Source organism: Pseudonocardia parietis, assembly GCF_017876315.1.
Lineage (GTDB): Bacteria > Actinomycetota > Actinomycetes > Mycobacteriales > Pseudonocardiaceae > Pseudonocardia > Pseudonocardia parietis.
The window spans coordinates 5,890,698-5,912,704 of sequence record NZ_JAGINU010000001.1 but is presented as its reverse complement, the minus strand read 5'-3'; the positions used below and the strand labels follow the sequence as shown (position 1 = coordinate 5,912,704).

The following is a 22,007-nucleotide window of genomic DNA, read 5'->3' as shown; positions in this document are numbered from 1 at the left end:
CCCCGGCGATCTGCGTGGCCAGCACGATCGCCTGGTCCACATGGCGCCGACGCCGCCAGCACCAAGCCCGCGCCTGCCACTACCGCCGCCGCGGCCAGAGACCACCCGACTGACAGCAGAGTGCCGTTGCAGTACTAGTACTCCAGCCGCACTTCGTTATGAATTGCCTGCACGTTGTCGGTAGTGGCTGTCGCGGGCTCGGTGTTGATGGCGTCGTCGCCAGCGTGACCAGGCCCAGACGCGGGCGTGGTTGGTGGCGGTGTGGGTCAGGTGTGCCAGGAGACGTCGGATCTCGCCGAGGGTGAGCGCGATGAGCCCGTGACCAGGTCTTTTGGGGCGATCGCCGCGGTGACCGACAGATAGGCGTGGGCGAGCATCGCCAGGGTGATGTGGCGGTACCAGGCGTCGTAGCGACGAACCTGATACTGGTCGAGGCCGACCTCGTTCTTCGCGGTCTGGAAGCATTCCTCGATCGCCCAGCGGGCGCCGGCAACCCGGATCAGATCATCGTCACTGGTGCCCGGCGGCCCGGCGCACAGGTAGTAGGCCAGCTCCGGGTCCTTCCCGGCCTCGAGCTGGGCGGCGGTGAGGATCTGGCGGCGGACCAGCAGCCACCTACCCCAGCCGGGCGGGGTGTGCTCACCAGCCGACACCGAGGCCACGGCCCAGTCGAACAGGCGTGGGCCCTTCGCGCCGTCCGCGCAGCTACGACGTTTCCATGCCTGCTCCGGTGCGCCGGCGACGGCATGATCGGCCCGGCTCGAACCGGCACCGGCGGGGATGGTCTGGCTCCGTGGGACCGCGACGACGTAGCCGATGCGGCGGCGTTCGCACCAGGTGCGGAACTTGTGGTCCTGCCCGTAGGCCTCGTCCGCGGCCACCCACGAGGCCGGGACACCCGCGTCCAGGGCTCGTCCGAGCATCCCCTGCGCCAGTACGGCCTTGGTGGCGAACTCGACCTCGTCGCCGATCGCCGCATCCCGGCAGCGATCCCGGTCCGAGGTCCACGACTTGGGCAGGTAAAGCTCCCGGTCGATCAACGTTCGGCCCTTGCTGGTGGCGTAGGCCAGAAACACGCCGAGCTGGCAGTTCTCGACCCGCCCGGCCGTACCGGAGTACTGGCGCTGCACCCCGGCCGACTTGCTGCCCTTCTTCAGAAACCCGGTCTCGTCGACGATGAGCACCCCGCCGGTATCGCCGAGGTGCTCGACCACGTATCCACGCAGGTCATCACGCACTCCGTCGGCGTCCCAGTGCGCAGAGTTCAGCAGCCGCTGCATCCCATCCGGCGTCGCGTCCCCGGCAACCTCAGCCAGCGTCCACCCGTTCTTGCCCGCCAGCGGCGCCAGCAACCCCCGTACATAGGCCCGCGCCCGACGCCGCGGCTCGGTCCGAAAGAACCGGCCCGCGACCCGCGCGAACAAGCCGTCCAGCCCACCAGCCCAGGCCGCAAGATCTACGTCATCCTCCACAAGATCGGAAGACTAGACCATCAACATCACGAAGTGCGGCTGGAGTACTAGGCTAGAGCCGGTTAGAAGCCGTACTTATCCCGCCGAAGCTTGAAGGCCTGCTCCCCACCCTCCATGACCCGGGTAATTTCGTCGCGGACGCCCTTCACATCGATGGCTCCGGTGATCTCGACATGTCCACCAGACTGGTCGCCAGCGCGTCGGTAGTTACAGACGACGACGAGTTCGGCGTCGCCGTTGACGACGAGGTTTGGGTTGTGGCTGGCAAAAATGATCTGACGTCTCTTCTTCGACTCCCACAGCCAGGTCACGACCTCTTGGACGATCTGGCTGTCAAGGTCCTCCTCAGGTTGGTCGATCATTAGAGGCATTCCCGTCTGCGATAGAAGCACGCGCAGGAGTGCCGTCGCCTGTTGACCGGCAGATGCGGAGGCGAATCGGATGTACTGCGCCTCGTTGGTGCGGTAGGAGAACGTGGGCTCGTCACGAACCGGAACGAGGGCCAAGTCAAGCCACGCGTCGACAGTGATCTTCGTACGCAGGCGTTCCTGATCGCTCATCGCCAGCCCCAGTCGTGACAGCGTCGGGGTCTGCTCGGTCGTGAGACCGGTGCTTTCGTCGAGCAGTAGCAACTGCTCAAGCTCGGTGAGGATTCGTTCCCACGTCTCGAGCGGTGCTGTCTCTGCGGCCAGCCCGAGGAAGAGAGCGTCGAACTTGGCTGCCCTAACGCCGGATCCCGCGGCGAGCGCGCGGAATCGCTCCTCAGCCTGTTGAAAGCCCCGTCCGCGGACGACTTCCGCCTTCAACAGGCCACCGGACAGCTCGGTCACTGTCGCGCACTGCTGAGCCAGCAAGGCGGAGCGTTCGGCGTAGAGCCTGAGCAGCTCCTGCCGCAGCATGGCGTGGACTTGTTCAGGATTACCCAGCGTTGCAAGCTGCTCGCGCAGGCTGACGAGCTGGTCTGCTGTGGCCTTGCGTCGTTCCTCGATGCTCGACAGCTGATCGAGCTGCTGGGCGTGTATGGCCGAGCGGGCTTTCACGTCCTCGTATTGAGCATCGAGCGTTGTCAGCTCGGCCTCCGGAGCCGACAGTGCAGAAGCGAGGGTGCCTCCCGCGCTGAGCGAAGACTCCAGCGCCTGCTGAGCTGGTTGCACCGTTGTGCGGATTGCGTCGATGGTTCCGCTGACCGCATCCCGAGCCGCCTCCAGATTCTGAGTAAGAGCCCCTGCAGGTGGCACCTGCGACAGACCGGCCGACAGACGGTCGACCTCGTCGAGGAGGGCGGCCATGGCCGTCGTCAGCTGCTCGCCCGTACGACGAAATGCGGTCAGCGTCTCACGGCTTGTCTCCACAGCCGGCCGGTCAGCCAGCACTTGCTGGTCCTCTGCGGAGAGCCCCGTCAGAAGCGATCGCAGATGTTCGGCTTGGTCGCTCAGTGACCGGCCGGTGAGGCCGAGGCGTTCGATGTCGTGGGAGACCGATCGAGCCCGCTGCAGGGAGCCGTAGTTTTGGCGCAGGCGGTTCGCTGCGTCGTTGACCTGTCCGTCCTTGGCCTGCAGGTCCTGCAGGATCGGTGCCGTAATGAAGCGGGTCAGCTCGTTCGGGCGAACAGCGACACTGCTGAGCTGCTTCTGGCTGTAGGCGTGGACCGGTAGAAGCGACTGCACCAGATCTTCTGTCACGGCGGTGAACTCGCCGTCACCCACTTTGAGGAGGAGCTGGCCGGACTCGCCTGTGCGACGTACGACATGGCGCGTTCCGTTCAGGATGAACGTCACTTCGACTTGACCGCCGACGGCGGCCAGTGTGGAGGCGACGAGTTCGCGGCGGCGACCGTCAGCGGATGTGTCACCGTCACCAGTCGGCGCCACCGCCGGGTTGTCCGCGAGGCACCATCGGATGTAGTCGAGGATCGTGGACTTGCCAGTGCCCCGGCCTCCGATGATCGCCGTGTACTGCCGGTTGAAGACAAGATCAACGGGTCCGAGGAACGAGCTGTTACTGACGTGAACTCTCTCGATGTAGATCGTGGGTAGCGCAGGCTGGGTGTGTGCGATTCGCGATTCCTGTGCGAGGCAGGCTTGACGTAACGCCTCGGCTGTCGGCTCGGCCCATTTAACCCACGACGAGTACTTACCCAGATCTGTGAAAGTTCGTGATCGAGAGTCTGATGTCTGGAACAGTGCAATGCGCTTGTTGCCCCAATTCGCGTCCTGCCCTCCGAATTTCCTGGAGATTCCACTGCCGGGCTTGGCCTTCGCTTCGACCGTTCCATCGAGGTATCCGCCGACGCAGGGCATGCTCTTGTATTTTGCGTGCATACCTGAACGCATCAGTGTCCCGTACCCGCCGTCGGTAACATTCGGGAGCACCGTGTAGCGCCCTTGTAGCCAGGGTCGCCGGTCGAGAGTGGTGTAGAGATCTTCGAACGACTGGATGTGGTCCAGCCTGGTCACCGGCGGCAGGGCCTCCGCCTCACCGGCGGTCTCCTGAATGGCCAAGGCCTCGAGTATTGCGCTGAACTTTTCGTCCGGAAAGTTCGCGTCCAGGATGAGAAGGGCCTGACAGGGAATGCCTAGGGTGAGCTCGAGTCCGGGAAAGACAACCAGGCGCTCCGAGGGAGCGCCAGGGCTGCCCGACACGTCACTCTCCGCCGCCGCTGCCTGCCGGATGTATGGAACGAAGGCGAAGTCATGGTGATCGGTGATCGCTACGGCGTTTAGCGATCGCTCGCGACACTCGGCAACGAACTCCTTCGCATAGGCATGGCGCTCCTCCTCTGTGGATGCGCGCGCACCCGACCAGTTGGCGTCGCGGGGAGTATGGACTTGGAAATCGGTGCGGTAGAAATGTGCGCCAGAGTTCAAGGTAGTGCTCCGTGTCAGTTTCCAGAACGCGCGTGGTCAGGACGGGGTCATCGTCCAGGCGCCGTCAGCTGTCACCTGCACGAGGACGGCGTCTGACGCTTTGCTCGGGAACATCACCCGTCCGCTGTACTTCCCGATCTCGTTCACCGCGAGGTCTGGGTAGCCGATCGTGTCCGTCATGACGAGGACCGAGAAGTTCGACTTCCCGCTGTGTGTCATGGTTACCGTCCGAGGCGTGGTCCGGTACAGCACGACATCGTCACCGGTGCCCTTCACTGGCTCCGTGGCGTCGTACTGGGTGGCCAGGTCGAGGCCGCCGACCTTGAGTGTCCAGGGGCCGCTCGCGGTGATCTGTAGGCGCGATGTGGTGCCGCCGCGCATTCCGGTCCACACTTTGCCGCTGTAGGCGCCGGAGAACTTCGAGACCAGGTCGGCGTCGATCGACGCGTCGGACTTGACTGTCGTGTTGTCAGAGCACTTCGGGCAGTCGAATTCGACGATGCCTACGTCCACTGGCGTTGTCAGCGTGACTACGTCGTTCCCGGTACCGCTGTAGGTCTGCGTCGGGACGGTCGCCGCTGCTGCCGCTGTTGTGGTGGGTGCGGCGGGCGGATCCGAATGAATGATCCTGAACGGCGTGGTCGATGAGGCGGCGGTCGGGGCGCCGCCTGCGCCGCTGCTCGACAGGGCCACACCCGCGGCGACGGCGCCACCGGCGACCAGGACCGCGGCGAGGGCCGCCCATAGGGACTTGCGACTTCGGCGATTCCGCTGGACCGGCCCTGGTGGCGGCGGCGTGTTCCGCTGGACCGGGATCTGCACCGTGGGCGTCTCGTCGACGGGCGCCGACGGTGGCGTCCAGCGGGGTGAGCTCATGACCCGCTGTCGCCACGTTTGTCCGGTCTGTTACTGAGTCTCATCAAGTTTGATGATCGACTGATCGGACCGATAACACCATGCCCCGGGCGTGTAAGCGTGCACGTGGCGCGCCGCAGCCGAATTCATAAATGTCGGCATCCCCGATGCCTCCACGTTCCCGGTGTGACAGGTCCGGAGGTTCCTGCCATGCCAGCGAGAAGCAGCCGCCCGTGACCGGGCAACGCAGTGATCAAGCGGAGATGGCGGTGGTCCGGCTGGACGACCCCCTGAACCTGGGCAGAACACCGAAGTCACCGTGATGCACCCCGGCACCGACGACGCCGCGGTCCCCATCCGGGTCGGGGAGACATTGCTGCATCTGCACCAGGAGCAGACCGCCGAGCATTTCCTGCGTGCCTGGGCCGAAGGCGCGGAAGCGGCGAAGGCGCTGCCGATGCAGGCCGACTGGCGCCCGGTCCGCACGCTGCGCGGGATGCCGGACCCCGCGGTGGCCGCGCACGCGGCCGGCCGGCCGGCCTCCAACGTCCTCACCGGCCGGGCGCGAGCCCTATCTGCGGGGCCGGCTCGGGCGACTCGCAGGAAGCAGCAGGGGCCGGGCTCCCGGACGAGAAGATCGCGCGCCGGATCGCGATCGCCATGATCGAGGCCGTGTCGCCGCCGGCGGTCGGCGTGGCCAGGACCTCCGGCAGCTGCTCGAGCATCGCGAACAGTACCGAGACGACGGCCGGCAGGCTGACCGGGTACAGACGGTCTACGGCGGCCACGGGTTGAATCGCGTTACTAGCTACGACGTCGGTGAGCCGCTGCGCCGTAGCGGTCAGGTGCGCGTCCTGCCATGCCCCGTGGAACCAGGCGCGCATCACGCCGAGGTAGCGCTGGTGAAGCTCGACGAACTCGTGCATCCAGAGGACGAGGCCGTGACCTTCGCGTCCGTCGACAGCGAGGGAGAAGGTCGAGAAGAGCGTTCCGAATCCGTCGGCGCACTCCTCCGCGAGCTCGTAGAGAAGGTCGTCCTTGGTGGGGAAGTACTTGTAGAAGGCGCCACGAGTGAGATCGAGCTGCGACAGGACGTCGTCGATGCTCGTCTCGTGGAAGCCGTTCTCCGTGAACGTAGTTGCAGCGATGTCCAGGATGCGCCTGCGAGTCAACTGGCCCCTCGGACCGAATCTCGCAGGACGGTCCTCGCGCCCGGCGGCCACCGAGACCCCTGCGAACAGCGGGTACTCGATCGGCTTGGGCTCGGTGCCGGTCTCGGAATCCGTCACTGCCCGGATGACTTCCCCGGCAGTGCCCGGGAACAGCATGAACTGCATGCAGGTCGCCAGCGCGTCGACCCTGGTTGACGGATCGTCCGGCGGAGCGAACCCGAGAGCGCGGAAGTAGTGATAGCGATGGACCGTGTTCACGAGGATCGCGGCCGCATCCTCGGGGTCCAGTCCCTCGGCCCCCGAGCGTTCGATGCGCTTGGCCACACGCGACTGGTACCTGGTCATGAACTCCGCTATGGCCGGCCGCACCGGGTGCGCGGGGCTGTCCATCCCGGCCCACTGCAGATGCACGGTCCGGTAGCGGTCGTACAGGTCGGCCCATTCGCCGAGCCACCAGTGAAGGTTGTCGAAGCCGATCTGGGTCGGGCTCAGGGGGCCGAGTCTCTCGGCGAGCCGACTGATGGCCCGGCCGCACTCCTCGAGCAACTCGAGGAAGATCTGCTCCTTGCTCTCGAAGTACTGGTACAACGTCGGCCGGGAGATCCCCGCAGCCTTCGCGATCGCGTCAACGGAGACGTCGTGAAAGCTCTGCGAGGCGAGGAGTCGCAGCAGCACGTCAGCGATGCGTCTTCGCGTTCGAGTTCCTCGTTCCCCGACGATCAGGCTGGTCGCGCCGTAGCCGTCGCGTCGCCGGATCTCCTCACCGCTCGTCATGATGAAGTCATCGTAGGTGAGGTCAGCAGCCTCACCCAGACGGCTCACTCGGCCCCGCCGAGCGTTCACCTGTGCTTCAGTGCCTTTCTCCAGGGCTGCAACACCCGCGCCGAGGACGTCGTAGATGTCGAAGCGGTACGCGCCGGTGGGGGGAAGGACTGCCGGTGCAGATCCCTGTCCGGGGCCCTCGAGGCGCCGGAGTCCGGCTCCCTCGGCCGTGGCGTGCCGGTCGGCACAACGCAGTGGAAGTGCTCATGGCCAGAGCAGGCATCCAGGGCCTCGCGAATTGGCCACGTGGCGTGAGCCGAGCCCGAACCTCCCTGCCGACATGGCGGTGTCCACCTGCCGTTTGCGTTCTATCTGACACGATGTTCCTCACTGGAGCAGTGCATGAGCGGTTCCCTCGAACGAGCGTCTGACTGACCGCAACCTCGGGCTGAACGCCTCGTTGACAGAGTGTTCAAGTCGTGCGGAGTTGCCCGGCACCTCGCACGGCCACGATGTCGTCGCCCAATGAGGAGCCTCGCGCATGGCCCGTCGTAGTGCCGCGTCGTTGGTGGATCCGCTCGGTGGCTTCTTCGCCATGACACTGGACACCGGGCGAGCGCTCTTCCGGCGCCCGTTCCAGTGGCGCGAGCTGCTCGAGCAGATCGTCTTCATCGCGCGGGTGTCGGTCGGCCCGGCGATCATGCTGACGATCCCGTTCCTCGGCGTCGTCATCTTCCTGATCAACCAGCTGCTCGTGCAGATCGGCGCGGTCGACCTCAGCGGCGCCGGCGTCGGGCTCGGCGTCGTGCGGGAGATCGGTCCGCTCGCCGCGGTGCTGATCGTGGCCGGTGCCGGAGCGACCGCGATCTGTGCCGATCTGGGCTCGCGGACCATCCGCGAGGAGATCGACGCCATGAAGGTCCTCGGCATCGACCCGCTGCAACGGCTCGTGGTGCCGCGTGTGCTCGCCTCGACGCTCGTGGCGATGGCTCTGAACATCCTGGTGTCGATCGTCGGGATCTCGACCGGATACGCCCTGTCGGTCCTCGTGCAGGGAGCCAGCCCGGGCCAGTTCATGGCGAACCTGACGTTGCTGACCGGCCTCGGCGACTTCGTCCTCAGCGAGATCAAGGCGGCCGTCTTCGGGCTTTCGGCCGGCCTGGTCGCCTGCTACCGAGGGCTGACGACCAAAGGCGGCGCGAAGGGCGTCGGAGACGCGGTCAACCAGACGGTCGTGCTCGCCATCGCCGCGCTGTTCGTCTTCAACACCGTATTGACCGCCGTGTACCTGCAACTCGGCAACACGGCCAAGTAGGAGTCGGTACATCCATGGCTCAGCAGACGCTCCGCCGCGCCCGGCGGGCCATCGCCCTGCCCACCCAGACCCTGGACGGCCTCGGCCGCCAACTCGCCTTCTACGGCCGCGCCTACAGCTGGGCGCCGCTCGTGCTCCGCCGGTATCCCCGCGAGATCTGGCGACAGCTCGCGGCGGTGAGCCTCGGAACGGGCGCCCTCGCGCTCGTCGGGGGAACCGCGGTGATCGTCGCGTTCCTCACCGGCACCGCCGGGATCGAGGTGGCGCTGCAGGGCTACTCGCAGCTGTCCAACGTCGGGGTCGAAGCACTGAGCGGCTTCATCTCCGCCTACCTCAACACGCGCATCGCCGCCCCGCTGATCGCCGGTGTCGCGCTGATCGCCACGGTCGGCGCCGGGTTCACCGCCGAGCTGGGCGCGATGCGGATCAGCGAGGAGATCGACGCGTTGGACGTCATGGCGATTCCGTCGGTGCCGTTCCTGGTGACCACGCGCGTGATCGCCGGATTGATCGCGATCACGCCGCTCTACGCGATCTCGCTGATCATGTCCTACGGATTGACCCGGCTGACCGTGGTGTTGTTCTACGGTCAGTCGCCGGGCTCGTACGACCACTACTTCGCCACCTTCCTGGTCCCCGCCGACATCTTGTCGTCACTCGTCGAGGTCCTGACGATGGCGGTCGTCGTGATCTCGGTGCACTGCTACTACGGCTTCAAGGCGGCAGGCGGCCCGTCCGGCGTCGGCAAAGCGGTCGGTCAGGCGGTCCGGCTCTCGCTGATCAGCATCATGGTCGTGGCGATGGCGATGAGCCTGCTCCTCTACGGCAACTCCGACACCCTGCACATCTCCCGGTGAGGGACACGATGGGCGAGTCGAGTGTGCGCTACAAGCTGTACGGACTTGTGGCGCTCCTTCTGATCGTGGCCGCGGTCGCGGCGATCCTGGGCGCCTACACGCAGGCGTTCACGCCGGTCGTCGCGGCGACCGTGCGCGCCGACCGTTCCGGCCTGCTGATGGACCCCGGGGCCGACGTGACCCTGCTCGGGGTCACCGTCGGCAAGGTGCGCGCCGTGCGCTCCGACGAGGACGCGGCAATCGTGGAGGTCGCCTTCGATCGGGGCCTCGTCGACGAGATCCCGGCCAACGTCACGGCGAACCTGCTCGCCCCGACGATCTTCGGCGCCAAGTACATCAACCTCGTCATGCCGGAGCAGCCCAGCCGTCAGCACGTCGCCGCGGGCGCCGTGATCCAGCCGACCACGGTGGGCCCGGAGATCAACAGCGTCTTCGAGGGCGTGGTCAGCCTGCTCCGCTCGATCGACCCCGCGCAGCTGAACTCGGCTCTCGGTGCGCTGAGCACCGGCCTACAAGGCCGCGGCGCCCAACTCGGCGGCACCATTCAGCAGTTCGACGCCTACCTCGCCGCCCTGCAGCCGAGCCTGCCGGCCCTTCGCAGCGACATATCCGGGGTCGCCGACGTCTCGGACGTCTACGCCGACGCGACCCCCGACCTGCTCGCGACGGCCGCGAATACGACGGCCACCAGCCGCACCCTGGTGGAGAAAGAGGCACAGCTCGCTGCGTTCCTGGTCGACCTGTCCGGGCTCGCGGACAGCACGCGCGGCTTCCTGACGGACAACGAGGCCGGGCTGCACGACAGTCTCGCGACCCTGGCGCCCGTCACGGCCCTCCTCGCCCGGTACTCGCCGCAGACCACATGCCTGCTGGCATCGACGAACCAGGTGCGCCCTCCGCTGGAACAACTCATGGGTGGCGCCCAGCCGGGACTGCACCTGCTCTCCAGCTTCCTGCCGGGCCAGGATCCCTACCGCTACCCGCGCGATCTCCCGAAGGTCGCCGCGAACAGCGGCCCGAGCTGCTACGGCGGTCCGTTCGCGCCCGGTGCGCCTCCCGGTCCGTACGTGAAGTTCGACGACGGGTCGCATCCGTTCGACTCGCGTAGCGACGGGGTGACGGTCGGGAACCCGCCGCTGGCGACCCAGCTCTTCGGCCCGGCCGCCGCGAACGGGGGGCGTTGAGGATGTCGAAACTGGTCGTCAAAGTCGTGGCGCTGTTCGGCGTGGCCGGGCTGATGTCGGTCCTGATGGCCGCTGTGTTCGGGAACATCCGGATCGAGGACGCCAGCACCTACAAGGCGTTGTTCACCGATGTCTCCGGGTTGACGCCCGGCTCCGACGTGCGCGCTGCGGGCGTGACGGTCGGGCGGGTGGAAGACGTGGAGCTCCAGCCGTCCAACGAGATCCTGGTGACCCTCAGTGCGAAGGTCGAGGTCCCGCTCGGGGCGGCGACCCGCGCTGTGGTCCGTTACAAGAACCTCGTCGGCGACCGCTACCTCGAACTCTCCGATTCTCCAGGCCCCTACGAGCGGCTTCGCCCGGGCGCGACCATCCCCGTGACGAACACCGCGCCCGCTCTCGACCTCGACGAGCTCTACAACGGTTTCACCCCGCTGCTCGAGGGCCTGTCGCCCGACCAGGTCAACCAGCTCTCGAGCGCCCTGATCGGATCCTTCCAGGGCGAAGGGCCGGCTATCGACGGCCTGTTGTCGTCGGTGGGATCGCTCACCGGGACGCTCGCCGACCGGGACCAGATGATCGGGCAGCTGATCGACCACTTCAACACCGTGCTGACGACGGTGAACGAGAGGTCCCCGCAGCTGCGGGACCTGATCGACCAGCTCCAGCGACTGATCAGCGGGCTCGCCGCGGAGCGTGGACCCATCGGGGAGTCGCTGGTCCGGATCGGCGATCTCTCCGGCAACGTCGGCAGCCTGCTCGCGCAGGCTCGTCCCGACCTCGCCGGCACGGTCGACCAGGTCGACCGGCTCGCCGGAGTCATCAACAACGACCGCGACACGGTCAACACGACCTTGAGCCGGTTGCCTCGCGCCTACCAGCAGCTCGGCCGGCTCGGTGCGTACGGATCGTTCTTCCAGTTCTACATCTGCGCCATCCAGGTGCGAGCGACCGGACCCGACGGACGAGCGGTGCTGACCCCGTGGGTGTCCAGTGGAGTGGAGCGCTGTCAGTGAGGTTCAGCGAACGGAACAAGACCGTGGTCGGCGTGAGCGGCCTGGTGGTCATCGCCGTGGTCCTCGCGGTCGCCCTCAATTCCGGAGCGATCTACCGATCCCTGACCAGCCACGGTTACCGGGCGGCGTTTCCGGAGGCCGGGGGACTGCTGGTGGGTGACGAGGTGCGGATCGGCGGGCTGACCGTAGGGAAGATCGGCTCGATCGACCTGGACGGCGACCACGTCACGGCCTCGTTCACCGTGGACTCCGGAGCCCGACTCGGCGCCCTCACCGGGGCGGCCATCAAGACGCAGACCCCGCTGGGCAAGAAGTTCCTGCAGGTGCGGCCCAGCGGCGACGGCGTCCTCGAACCGGGCAGCGAGATCCCGTTGGAGCGCACCAACTCGCCGTACGACGTGGCGCAGGTCCTCGCCGACCTGACCACTACGACGGGCCAGATCGACACCGGGAAGCTCGCGTCGTCCCTCGACACCGTGGCCACCACGTTCGCCGACACCCCGCCCGCACTCCGGTCGGCCCTCGACGGCGTCCAACGACTGTCGCAGACCGTCGCGTCCCGCGACGACGCGCTGCGTCAGCTGCTGGCCGGGGCGAACGGCCTGTCCGGTGTCCTCGCGGAGCGGAGCGGCCAGCTCACCACGCTGATCAGCGACGGCAACCTCCTGCTCGACGAGCTGTACCGCAGGCGGGACGCGATCCGCAGGCTGCTGATCGACACCACCACCCTGGTCACCCAGCTCCGTGGCGTGGTCGACGACAACCGGGAGCGCATCGGTCCCGCTCTCGCCGAGTTGGAGTCGACGCTCGACCTGCTCAACAGCAACGACCGCAACATCGCCCAGGCCATTCACGGGCTGGGGAGATACGCCAAGACACTCGGTGAGGCGGTCGGCAGCGGACCGTTCTTCTACGCCTACATCGCCAATCTCGTGCCGACCAACCTGGCACCGGTGCTCCCGCAACTCCTCCAAGGAGGTCACCGATGAGCGCGTCGACGAGTGGGCTGACCGGGTCGTCTCGGGTTCTGGGCGCGGCCGCAGTACTGCTGGTGCTCGGCGCCGCGCTCGTCTACCTGGCTTTCCCGGGCCGGGGACAGCACTCGGTGATCGTGCACTTCCCGAGCACCGTCGGCCTGTACGCCGGCGACGACGTCCGGATGCTGGGCGTCCCCATCGGTTCGGTGGCCTCGGTGACACCGGAGCAGGACTCGGTCCGCGTCGAGCTCACCTATCGCTCCGACGTCGTGCTGCCCGCCGACGTACACGCCGCCGTCCTCGCGCCCACCCTCGTGACCGGCAGGTTCGTCCAGTTCAGCCCCGTCTACCGAGGTGGCCCGCAGCTCGCGAGCGGGGCGGACATCCCCGTCGAGCGCACCGCGGTCCCGGTGGAATGGGACGAGATCAAGAAGCAGCTCGTCACGCTCACCGGCGCCCTCGGCCCCGACGGGGCGAACCAGGACGGGGCGTTGTCCCGCGCGCTCGACACGGCCGCCGCCAACCTGGACGGGCAGGGAGACACGCTCCACGCCACGCTGCAGCAGATGTCCGAGGCGGCCACCACCTTGTCCGACGGCCGCTCGGACCTCTTCGGCACCGTCCGCAACCTCCAGGTCTTCGTCGACACGCTGGCCCGGAACGACCGGCAGGTCCAGGACTTCAACACCCAGCTCGCCTCCGTCTCACGGGTGCTCGCGGACAACTCCGACCAACTGTCCACCACACTGACCACGTTGGACTCCACCTTGCCCCTGGTGCAGAAGTTCGTCGCCGACAACCGGAACAGCCTCACCATCGATCTGGACAAGCTCGGGCGGGTCACCGGCAATCTCTCGCAGAACCGGCAGGCGCTGGCCGACGTGCTGCAGGTCGCCCCGACGTCGCTCTCCAACTTCAACAACATCTACGACCCGCTCGGCGGCTCCCTGACCGGCGTGCTGTCCACGAGCAACGTCAAGGACCCCGCGGCGTTCGTGTGCGCGGCGATCTTCTCCGCAGGCGGGACGCCGGAGCAGTGCCGTCAGGCGATCGCCCCGTTGGCGGATTTCGTGGCGATGGACGACGTCCCGGTCACGACCAGCCCGGTCGAGCGCAGTGGACGGTCGGCCCAGGTCATGCCGGACGGCACGCCCGCACCCGCGGACGGGCCCGGCCCCGTGGCCCCGCTCGGCCTGGAGAGACTGCTCGTGCCGGAGGGATCCCGTTGAGACGAAAGATCGGGCTGGGCCGAGGGTTGGCCGTCGGAGTGGCCGGCATGGTGCTGGCGGGCGCAGTGAGTGGCTGCGAGTTCACCGGAGCCGGGTCGCTGCCGCTGCCGTTTCGCGACGGAACCGGGGACGGCGCCCTGCAGGTGACGGTCCAGTTGCCGGCCGCGACCAATCTCGTGCCGAACTCCGAGGTGAAGGTCGGGGACATCACGGTGGGCACGGTGACCGGGATCCGGTTCCAGGACTGGCACGCCGAGCTGGCCGTGGGACTGGACCCCGGGACCGTGTTGCCCGCCGATGCGGTGGCGAAGGTGGGCCAGAAGAGCCTGCTCGGCGCCACCTATCTGGAGATGAGCCCTCCGCCCGATGGGTCCGGGGTGGGGCGGCTGCGCGACGGTGACGTCATCCCCCTCAGCCGGACCGGCGGCTATCCGGACACCGAGCAGCTGCTCGCCGCCCTGTCCGTGGTGCTGAACGGCGGTGGCCTCAACCAGATCAAGACCATCACCACCGAGCTCGACGGGGCTCTGGGCGGGCGCGAGGCCGACGTGCGTTCACTGATCGGAAATCTGCAGGACGTCGTCGGCTCCCTGGACCAGCAGCGAAACGAGATCGTGCGCGCGATCGACGGGCTCAACCGGTTCGGCGGTCAGCTCGCCACGGACCGCGACACCCTTGCGGCCGCGCTCGAGACGCTCCCGCAGGGACTCGCGGTCCTGAACCGCAACCGGGAGGACCTCACCACGGCGTTGACCGCGGTAGGGGACCTGGGCACCGTCGCCACCCGGGTCGTCGAGGGCTCGCGAGAGGACCTCCTGGCGAACCTGCGTGACCTGCAGCCCACTCTCGGTCGGCTCGCCGACGCGGGCAAGGACCTCACGGAGTCACTGTCGCTGCTGCTGACCTTCCCGTTCCCCTACAACGCTGCGGGCAATGCCTTCGCCGGCGACTACTCCAACCTCTTCCTCACCGTGGACGTCAGCCTCCCCGAACTGCAGAAACGGTTTCTGACCGGGACGCCGTTGGGCGGGCTGCCGCCACTGGGCGCCGGACAGGGAGCCAGCGACCCGCTACGCGCGCCGCTGGTCGAGAACCTGCCGGGGCTCGCTCCGGCGGCACCGGATCAACCGAACGACGGGGGTGCAGGCGGACAGGCGCCGTCGCCGCCTTCCGCGACGAACACGCCGCCGTCCCCGGCGCAGGACGGCCTCCTCGACCCGGTGCTGGGGGGTGACCGCTGATGCTGCCCCGCTTCGTCCGGATCCAGCTGGTCGTCTTCGGACTCGTCGCCTTCCTCGGCATCGGCTACGCCTCGTTCGTCTACGTCGGGCTGCCCCGGCTACTGGGATTCGGCCAGTACCAGGCGTCGATCCAGCTGCCGTCCGCCGGTGGGTTGTACGCGGGAGCCCAGGTCACGCTTCGCGGAGCGGAGATCGGAAAGGTGACCGCCGTGCGGCTCACGCAGGGCCGCGTGATCGCCGACCTCTCGCTCGACGAGGGGACCGCGATACCCGTCGACACCCGGGCCGCCGTCCGGAACATGTCGGCGATCGGCGAGCAGTACATCGAGCTCGTCCCTACCGGTGGACCGGGGGAGCAGCGCATGTTGCAGCCCGGCGACGTCGTCCCGATGGACCGGGTCACGCTCCCGACCGAGATCGGGGACGTGCTGGCCAGCACGGACCGGCTGGTCCGGTCCGTGCCCCAGGACTCATTGCGAACATCCCTCGACGAGGTGTCCCGGGCGTTCAGCGGCAGTGGTCAGGACATCCAGCGACTGCTCGACTCCTCCCGGCTGTTCCTGACCGATGCCCAGGCCGACATCGAACCGACGACCAGGCTGATCAACGACCTGCAGCCCGTACTGGCGACCCAGCAGCGGGCAGCTCCCGACATCCGGTCGTACCTCCGCGATCTGGCTACGGTGACAGGTCGGCTGCGCGCCGACGACCCCGCCGTACGCGGGATCCTCGACGAAGGACCCGGGTTCTCGACCGAGGTGACGGCTCTGTTCGATCAGCTCCGGCCGACGGTCCCGGTGCTCCTGGCCAACCTCACCGCTGTCGGGCAGGTCGTCGAGACCTACCTGCCGAACCTCGAGCACTCCCTCGTCGTGCTGCCGGCAACGGTGAACAACCTGCAGCACGCCTTGAACAACAGTCGGGGGGTGCCGAGTGGTGGCGCGATCGACTTCAAAGCCACCGTCAACGACCCGCCCGCCTGTACAACCGGATTCCCCGACCCGGTCCGGGATCCTTCCGACCTCACCCCGCGCAACGCCCCGACCGACTCCTACTGCAAGGTGGCGCCGGACTCCGATCAGGAGATCCGCGGTGTGCGGCAGGACCCGTGCCCGAACGACCCCTCTCGGCGTTCGGCCGATGCGTCGGGCTGCGGGCTGGACTTCCAGACTCCGACGGAGGCAGCGCGGGCGGCCCGCGCCGCCGAGGTCGACCTCGACGCGGAGGAGGCAGGGAAACCGGCCGGCGCCGCGCGGGTGCCGGTAGGGGTGCCCTACGACCAGGTCACCGGCCTGTTCTTCGCCCCTGACGGTGCTCCGTTCAGCATCGGCACGAACACGCGCAACGGCACCGTCCCTACGAGCTGGAGGTCCTTCTTCCTCGATCCGTTGCAGATACCGACGAGCTGAGCCTCACCCCCACCACCTCAGGACAGCCATGACCCGACACCATCCGACACCCGCCGAGGCGAGTGCGCCCGGCGACGTCGACCTGCACGAAACCTCCGACGAACTTCCTGTACCCGACGAGCCCACGGCGCTGCCGGTGGCGGAGGCCGACGAGGCGGATCCCGCCGAGGAGCCCGTCCGCGACGGGCCGGAGACACCGCCCGGGCACTCGCGACCGCCCGCCGCCGTCGTCGCGCTGCTCGTCGTCCTGCTCGTGTGCGCGCTGGCAGGCGGCACCGTCCTCCTGCTGCAGAAGCGGGCGGCGGCCACTGCGGAGGACGATCGGGCCGGTGCTCTGCAGGCCGCTCGGCAGATGGTCGTGAACCTGATGACCTTGGACCACAACGCACCCCAGGAATCTCTGGACCGTGTGACCCAGGGCGCCACCGGCCAGTTCCGCGAGCAGTTCAGCACGCAGGCTTCGGCCATCCAGACCATCCTCCAGCAAGCGGCGGTGAGCTCGTCCGGAGAGGTGAGCGAGGCCGGTGTCGCCCAGTTGGACCGCGGCTCCGCAACCGTGCTCGTCGCGTCGACGGCACTGGTCAAGAACACGCAGGCCCCGCAGGGCGAGCCACGGCAGTACCGGATGCTGATCAAGCTGCAGAAACAGGCGGACAACTGGCTCGCCTCGGACGTGGAGTTCGTCCCGTGAGCGCGCTCGGCACGATCGCCGCGGCGCCCGCCAAAGCCGGCCGGGCGATCGGCGGGCGCGGCGGTGGGCTCGACCGTTGGCTGGCCCGCGGCCACCGCCGCACAGTCACCACCGTGGTACTCGCGGTCCTGCTCGTCGTCGTCCTCACGGTCGGAACCGTGGTGTTCCTCGACCTGCAACGACAGCGCGAGACGGAACGGGCGCGTACCGACGGGCTGCGTGCTGCGGCAGACCTGACGTCGAGCCTGCTGTCCTACGACTACCGCACTCTCGACGACGACCTCGCGCGCGCCGACACGGTGACGACCGGCGACTTCGCCCGGCAGTACCGGGATCTGGCCGCCCAGCTGATCCGGCCGAACGCCGGCGAGCAACAAGTCGTCACCAAGGCCGAGGTGGCCGGAAGCTCGGTCGTGACGGCCACACCGGACGGACTCGTGGCGCTGCTCTACATCAACCAGTCGACGACGGGCAGGCAACAGGACGTGCCGCGGATCGACCGGAGCCGAGCCAGAGTCACCCTGGCCTTCACCGAGGGTAAGTGGCTGATCTCGGATCTCGTGCCTGTCTGAGGTGCCTCGGCCACCCGGTGAGAAGCGGTGACGCCGGCGACCGTATCCGGTCGCCGGCGTCGTGCTCTGCGCTGTAGGCGCCACTCATGGACGACTTGCGGATGTCACGGCGGGCTAGGGCGACCGACGCTCCGCTGCGATCGGCCAGGCGGCAGCGCCCACGACGTCCGTGCGGGGGTGCATCGCCTCCGCATCTCTCAGGTGTCGCCCGGATCGGGGCCATCACCCGGAAGGACGCTGCCGGAGGCGCGTGCGGTCCTCTCCGCCGTTGACTTCTGACAGTGCACTGCCATACTTATCCGAGCGAGCGGCCTTCCGGGGTGGTGTCGTAGTCGTGAACTCCATGGAGAGCCTGGACTTCCGGGGTAAGCGAGCATGTCGGCTCCTCGGTCGTCAGGTCCGGCTCCGCATGGGCGGGAGGGCGTAGGAGGTCCTCGCTGACCCATGCTCGGGTCGCACGTGAACACGCGCCGGCGGAGTGGCTGGGTGGCAGCGAACTGTCGCTGTCTGCCAGGGGCGTTCGAGGAAGGAGATGTCCGGTGTGGGGCGCGACCGCCGCCGGGGGTCTCCGGTTGGCGGAGGGCGGAGGCCATGGACGTCACCGAGGCGCGCGAGACCAGCGTCGGTTCCGGCGCAGTCGCGTCCGAGGGTGATCGACGGCGCAGACAGAACGGAGTTGTCGATGGGTGAGCTTCGTGCGGTGATGCAGGCCCAGCGGGCCTGTCGTCGGTTCGATCCCGATGGGGACGTTCCCGATCGCGACATCGAGCTGATACTCGATGCCGCCGTCCATGCGCCGAGTGCGGAGAACTCGCAGCCGTGGGTTTTCGTCGTGGTGCGCTCGGCTGAGGCCAGGGCGGCCCTGAGTGAGCTGTGGACGGCGGGGTGGACGGCCGGCGGCGCCGAGTTCGTGCGCTCCAGAACCGACGACAAGGTCTACGCCGATCTGGACAGCGGCATCATGCGCGGTGGTTTCGCGAGCGCGCCGATCATCGTGGTGGTCGGTGCCGACCTGGAGCGGGTGCCCGAGGCGTACGCGCCCTCGTCGGTGTACCCCGCCGCGCAGAACTTCCTGCTCGCGGCGGCGGACCTGGGCTATGGCACGTGTCTGACCACCGGGCTGACCTCCATGTACGTGGAGCCGGTGCGCGAGTTGTTGGCGCTGCCGGACAGCGTGTTGCCCATGGCTGCGATCTACCTCGGGCAACCCGAACGTCGGCTGGGGCCGCCGCGTCGTCGGCCGGCGACGGAATCGACCTACCGCGAGCACTACAAGGCTCCGTGGTGATCCGTCGACCGGGCCCGTGAGAACCGTCGTACAGGACCAAGGAAACGCAGCGATGCAGATTTTCCGCGCAGTTCTGCCTGAACATCAGTGGGGGATGCTATGAAGTTCGCGATCTATCTGCCGAACTGCATGCAGGTTCCAGCCATGACCCAGCCGTGGGAGCACGAGCTGGCCGGCCGGGACATCGCGGAGGTCGCCAGGACGGCGGAGGAGCTCGGCTTCTCCGCGGTCCTGCTGCCCGAACACTTCGTGACCCCGACCTCCCATCTCGAACTGTCGGGTAACCACTACTTCCACGCGACGACGGCCCAAGGATTCATCGCGGGGGCGACCAGCACGATCCGCGTCGGCTCCATGGTGAGTATCTTCCCCTTGCATCATCCGGTGGTCAGCGCCAAGTCGTTGGCCACCCTGGACTGGTTCAGCGGTGGGCGGGCGTTCGCCACCCTGGGCGTCGGTTGGCTCAAAGAGGAATTCGACATCCTGGGTGTGCCGTTCAACAAGCGAGGACGTCTGGCGGACGAGTATCTCGCCGCCATGTTCGAGCTCTGGCACAGCGACTCGCCGACCTTCGAAGGTGAGTTCGTCTCCTTCAAGGACGTGGCGTTCGGTCCAAAGCCGATCCAGCGGCCACATCCTCCATTGTGGATGGGTGGCGACGCCGACGCGGTGCTGCGTCGAGCGGCACGCTTCGGCGACGGGTGGGCGCCGTGGCTCACCCAGCCGGACGATCTACCGGCGCGCTTGGACTATCTCCGCTCCCAGCCCGGGTTCGACGACCGGCCCTTCTCGATCTTCTACAGCATGGCGGCACTGAGCGTCGGAGCAGAGCATGCGGTCGTCTCCGACCCCGCTGCGGTGACGAGCCGGAGTCCGCAGGAAGTGATCGATCAGTGCGGTCGTCTGGCGGATCTCGGGGTCACCGACACGTGGGTCGCCGCGCCGCCGGTCACCGGGTTGGAAGCTTATCTGGACCACATGCGGTGGGTCGCCACCGAGGTGATTCCCAAGGTCGACTGAAAGGCGCGACGAAAGTCAGGTCGGTGGGGGTCACCCACCCGCGGGAAGTTCGAGTGCACTACAAGTTCGGGTGCACTACTGAGTGAAGCGAGGTTTCGTGTGACCGAGAAGAATCTGTTCCTCGTCTTTTCCAATCCGACCGAAGGGCGGGAACCGGAATACAACGAGTGGTACGACAGCACGCATGTGCACGAGGTGCTCGACGTGCCCGGCGTGGTGGCGGCGCAGCGCTACGCACTGGCGCCGATGGACATCCCTGAGGTCGAGGGTGCGCCGAGCCCGCCGCCGCCCGCGCATCGGTACCTCGCCGTGTACGAGCTCGAGAGCGACCCCAACGAGGTGATGGCCGAGTTCCTGCGCCGGCTGACCACGGGCGAGATGACGCTCCACGAGGGGCTCGACATGGCCACGGTCTCCATGTCGACCTGGCGGCCGAGGGGCGATCGGCTGGACGCGCCGTCCACCGACGCGACTGCTGCTGGTGCGCGATGACCTGTGCCGTCGTCGGCATCGGGCGCACCGGGTACTCACGCCGGTCCGGACGGACCACGAAGGCGATGGCGGCGGAGGCCTGCCGTTCCGCGCTCGCCGATGCGGGGCTGACGCCGTCCGAGGTGGACGGCATGTCGACCTATCAGGCCCATGACTCGGCCCATCCCCTGGAGGTGTCGCGGGCTCTGGGCATGGACGAGCTCGCGTGGGCCAACAGCATGGTCGGCGGTGGCAACCTGGTCGCCGACCAGGTTGCCACCGCGGCTGCCGTGATCGAGGCCGGCCTGTGCCGGGCGGTGCTGATCTACCGGTCGTTGAACGGGCGATCCGGTTACCGGTTCGGCACGATCGAGGCGCAGCTCCAGGTGGACGGAGACGGCCAGTTCGACGCCCCGTCGGGATTCCTCGTCCCGCCGCAGTGGTTCGCCATGTGGGCCCGCCGACACCAGCACGTCTACGGCACGACGTCCGAGGACCTGGGACAGATCGCGATCACTCAGCGCTCCCACGCCGTGCCCAACCCGCACGCGGTGCGGCGTGACCCGTTGACCATGGACGAGTACCTCGGGAGCCGGTGGATCGCCGAGCCGTTCCGGGTGCTCGACTGCACCTACGAGGTGGACGGCGCGGTCGCGATCCTCGTCGTGGGCGAGGACCTCGCCCGCGACGCCGCGCAACCACCGGTCTGGCTCGTCGGCTCGTCGAACTCGCAGAGCGGCGCCGGATGGTCCATGTGGGACGACCCGACCCGGATGTACTCGGCCACTGCTGGGCCGCGGCTGTGGGAGCGGACCGGGCTGCGAGCGTCGGACATCGACGTGGCCTGCATGTACGACTGCTTCACCTACACCGTGATGGCCACGATGGAGGACTACGGCTTCTGCGACAAGGGTGAGGTCGGCGCGTTCTTCGGCGAGGGCCGGGCGACGTATGGCGGGGACGTCGTCGTGAACCCGCACGGCGGGTTGCTCTCCGAGGGCTACATCCATGGCCTGAACCATCATTTCGAGGCAACTCTGCAGCTGCGCGGCACGGCCGGGGACCGTCAGGTGCCCGGAGCCGAGCTCGCCCTCGTCACCGCGGGCGCGGGGCCGTTCGGCGGCGCGAACATCTACAGCAAGGAGCACCCGTGAACCCGGTGACACCGGCGCCTCCTGTACCGGTTCCCGACCCCGACAGCACCGGCTACTGGGAGGCGACCCGCGAGGGCAAGCTGATGCTGTGCCGTTGCGTGGATACCGGTACCTGGATCCACCCTCCTCAGGAGCGGAGCCCTTCGGGCGGGAAGGTGCGATTCGAGGAGGTCAGCGGGCGGGGGACGGTCTTCAGCTTCATCGTCGTCCGCCACCAGACCGTTCCCGGTCGTAGGCCTCCCTACGTCGTCGGCGTGATCGAACTCGACGAACAACCCGGGCTGCGGCTGACCGGGGTCATCGAGGCCGATCCGCTCGAGGTCGAAGTCGGGGCACGCGTGAGGGCACGGCTCGTCGACCTTCCGCCCGCGGTGGCCGCGGCCGCCGGCGTGGATTCCGGTGTCGCAGGGCTTCGCGCTCCACAGTTCGAGCTGGTCACCACGTGAGAGAGGAGCGCC

Annotated in this window: 19 protein-coding genes; 15 read left to right on the top strand and 4 right to left on the bottom strand. The window is 67.8% G+C overall.

Features of this window, described 5'->3' with window-relative positions:
• Nucleotides 1-266 precede the first annotated feature (266 nt).
• The 4 genes from JOF36_RS27675 to JOF36_RS27660 all read right to left on the bottom strand — a co-directional run bounded on the left by JOF36_RS27675 (nt 267) and on the right by JOF36_RS27660 (nt 7,188).
• Complete coding sequence (locus JOF36_RS27675; protein ID WP_210032622.1) at nt 267-1,472, bottom strand: IS701 family transposase; 1,206 nt, start codon at nt 1,470-1,472, stop codon at nt 267-269.
• Nucleotides 1,473-1,534: 62 nt separating this feature from the next.
• Nucleotides 1,535-4,339, bottom strand: coding sequence for a TrlF family AAA-like ATPase (locus JOF36_RS27670; protein WP_210032620.1), 2,805 nt, complete (start codon nt 4,337-4,339; stop codon nt 1,535-1,537).
• 36 nt (nt 4,340-4,375) lie between these two features.
• The gene (locus JOF36_RS27665) at nt 4,376-5,161 is read right to left on the bottom strand and encodes a hypothetical protein (protein WP_210032618.1); all 786 of its coding nucleotides are present in this window, start codon (nt 5,159-5,161) and stop codon (nt 4,376-4,378) included.
• A gap of 584 nt (nt 5,162-5,745) precedes the next feature.
• Nucleotides 5,746-7,188 (bottom strand): TetR/AcrR family transcriptional regulator, encoded by a 1,443-nt coding sequence (locus tag JOF36_RS27660; protein WP_210032616.1) that lies wholly within the window; start codon nt 7,186-7,188, stop codon nt 5,746-5,748.
• Between the two features lie 481 nt (nt 7,189-7,669).
• Between JOF36_RS27660 and JOF36_RS27655 the strand changes: the two genes are divergently transcribed.
• From JOF36_RS27655 to JOF36_RS27585, 15 genes are all read left to right on the top strand, one after another.
• The gene (locus tag JOF36_RS27655) at nt 7,670-8,443 is read left to right on the top strand and encodes an MlaE family ABC transporter permease (RefSeq protein ID WP_210032607.1); all 774 of its coding nucleotides are present in this window, start codon (nt 7,670-7,672) and stop codon (nt 8,441-8,443) included.
• Between the two features lie 14 nt (nt 8,444-8,457).
• Nucleotides 8,458-9,300, top strand: a complete 843-nt coding sequence (locus JOF36_RS27650) for an MlaE family ABC transporter permease (protein ID WP_210032605.1) — start codon at nt 8,458-8,460, stop codon at nt 9,298-9,300.
• An 8-nt stretch (nt 9,301-9,308) separates the two neighbouring features.
• Nucleotides 9,309-10,484: an MCE family protein gene (locus JOF36_RS27645; RefSeq protein ID WP_210032603.1), complete on the top strand. Its 1,176-nt coding sequence runs from the start codon at nt 9,309-9,311 to the stop codon at nt 10,482-10,484.
• Between the two features lie 2 nt (nt 10,485-10,486).
• The gene (locus tag JOF36_RS27640) at nt 10,487-11,497 is read left to right on the top strand and encodes an MCE family protein (RefSeq protein ID WP_210032601.1); all 1,011 of its coding nucleotides are present in this window, start codon (nt 10,487-10,489) and stop codon (nt 11,495-11,497) included.
• 32 nt (nt 11,498-11,529) lie between these two features.
• Nucleotides 11,530-12,486, top strand: a complete 957-nt coding sequence (locus JOF36_RS27635) for an MCE family protein (RefSeq protein WP_210032599.1) — start codon at nt 11,530-11,532, stop codon at nt 12,484-12,486.
• Nucleotides 12,483-13,703 carry an MCE family protein gene (locus tag JOF36_RS27630; protein ID WP_210032597.1) on the top strand — a complete coding sequence of 407 codons (1,221 nt, stop codon included), beginning with the start codon at nt 12,483-12,485 and terminating at the stop codon, nt 13,701-13,703. The genes JOF36_RS27635 and JOF36_RS27630 overlap by 4 nt, the downstream gene beginning before the upstream one ends.
• Nucleotides 13,700-14,944, top strand: a complete 1,245-nt coding sequence (locus JOF36_RS27625; protein ID WP_210032596.1) for an MCE family protein — start codon at nt 13,700-13,702, stop codon at nt 14,942-14,944. Before JOF36_RS27630 ends, JOF36_RS27625 begins: the two co-directional genes overlap by 4 nt.
• Nucleotides 14,944-16,353 (top strand): MCE family protein, encoded by a 1,410-nt coding sequence (locus tag JOF36_RS27620; protein WP_210032594.1) that lies wholly within the window; start codon nt 14,944-14,946, stop codon nt 16,351-16,353. Before JOF36_RS27625 ends, JOF36_RS27620 begins: the two co-directional genes overlap by 1 nt.
• A 28-nt stretch (nt 16,354-16,381) precedes the next feature.
• Complete coding sequence (locus tag JOF36_RS27615) at nt 16,382-17,044, top strand: Rv1363c family protein (protein WP_210032592.1); 663 nt, start codon at nt 16,382-16,384, stop codon at nt 17,042-17,044.
• Nucleotides 17,041-17,616: an Rv1363c family protein gene (locus JOF36_RS27610; protein WP_210032590.1), complete on the top strand. Its 576-nt coding sequence runs from the start codon at nt 17,041-17,043 to the stop codon at nt 17,614-17,616. Before JOF36_RS27615 ends, JOF36_RS27610 begins: the two co-directional genes overlap by 4 nt.
• Before the next feature lie 682 nt (nt 17,617-18,298).
• Nucleotides 18,299-18,904 (top strand): nitroreductase family protein, encoded by a 606-nt coding sequence (locus JOF36_RS27605; protein WP_210032588.1) that lies wholly within the window; start codon nt 18,299-18,301, stop codon nt 18,902-18,904.
• 99 nt (nt 18,905-19,003) lie between these two features.
• On the top strand, nt 19,004-19,924 hold the full coding sequence (locus JOF36_RS27600; RefSeq protein ID WP_210032586.1) for a TIGR03619 family F420-dependent LLM class oxidoreductase: 921 nt from the start codon (nt 19,004-19,006) through the stop codon (nt 19,922-19,924).
• A gap of 99 nt (nt 19,925-20,023) precedes the next feature.
• Nucleotides 20,024-20,416, top strand: a complete 393-nt coding sequence (locus JOF36_RS27595) for a DUF4286 family protein (protein WP_210032584.1) — start codon at nt 20,024-20,026, stop codon at nt 20,414-20,416.
• Entirely contained in the window at nt 20,413-21,549 is a 1,137-nt protein-coding gene (locus tag JOF36_RS27590) for a thiolase C-terminal domain-containing protein (protein ID WP_210032582.1), read from the top strand. The genes JOF36_RS27595 and JOF36_RS27590 overlap by 4 nt, the downstream gene beginning before the upstream one ends.
• Nucleotides 21,546-21,995, top strand: coding sequence for a Zn-ribbon domain-containing OB-fold protein (locus JOF36_RS27585; RefSeq protein WP_210032580.1), 450 nt, complete (start codon nt 21,546-21,548; stop codon nt 21,993-21,995). Before JOF36_RS27590 ends, JOF36_RS27585 begins: the two co-directional genes overlap by 4 nt.
• Nucleotides 21,996-22,007 lie beyond the last annotated feature (12 nt).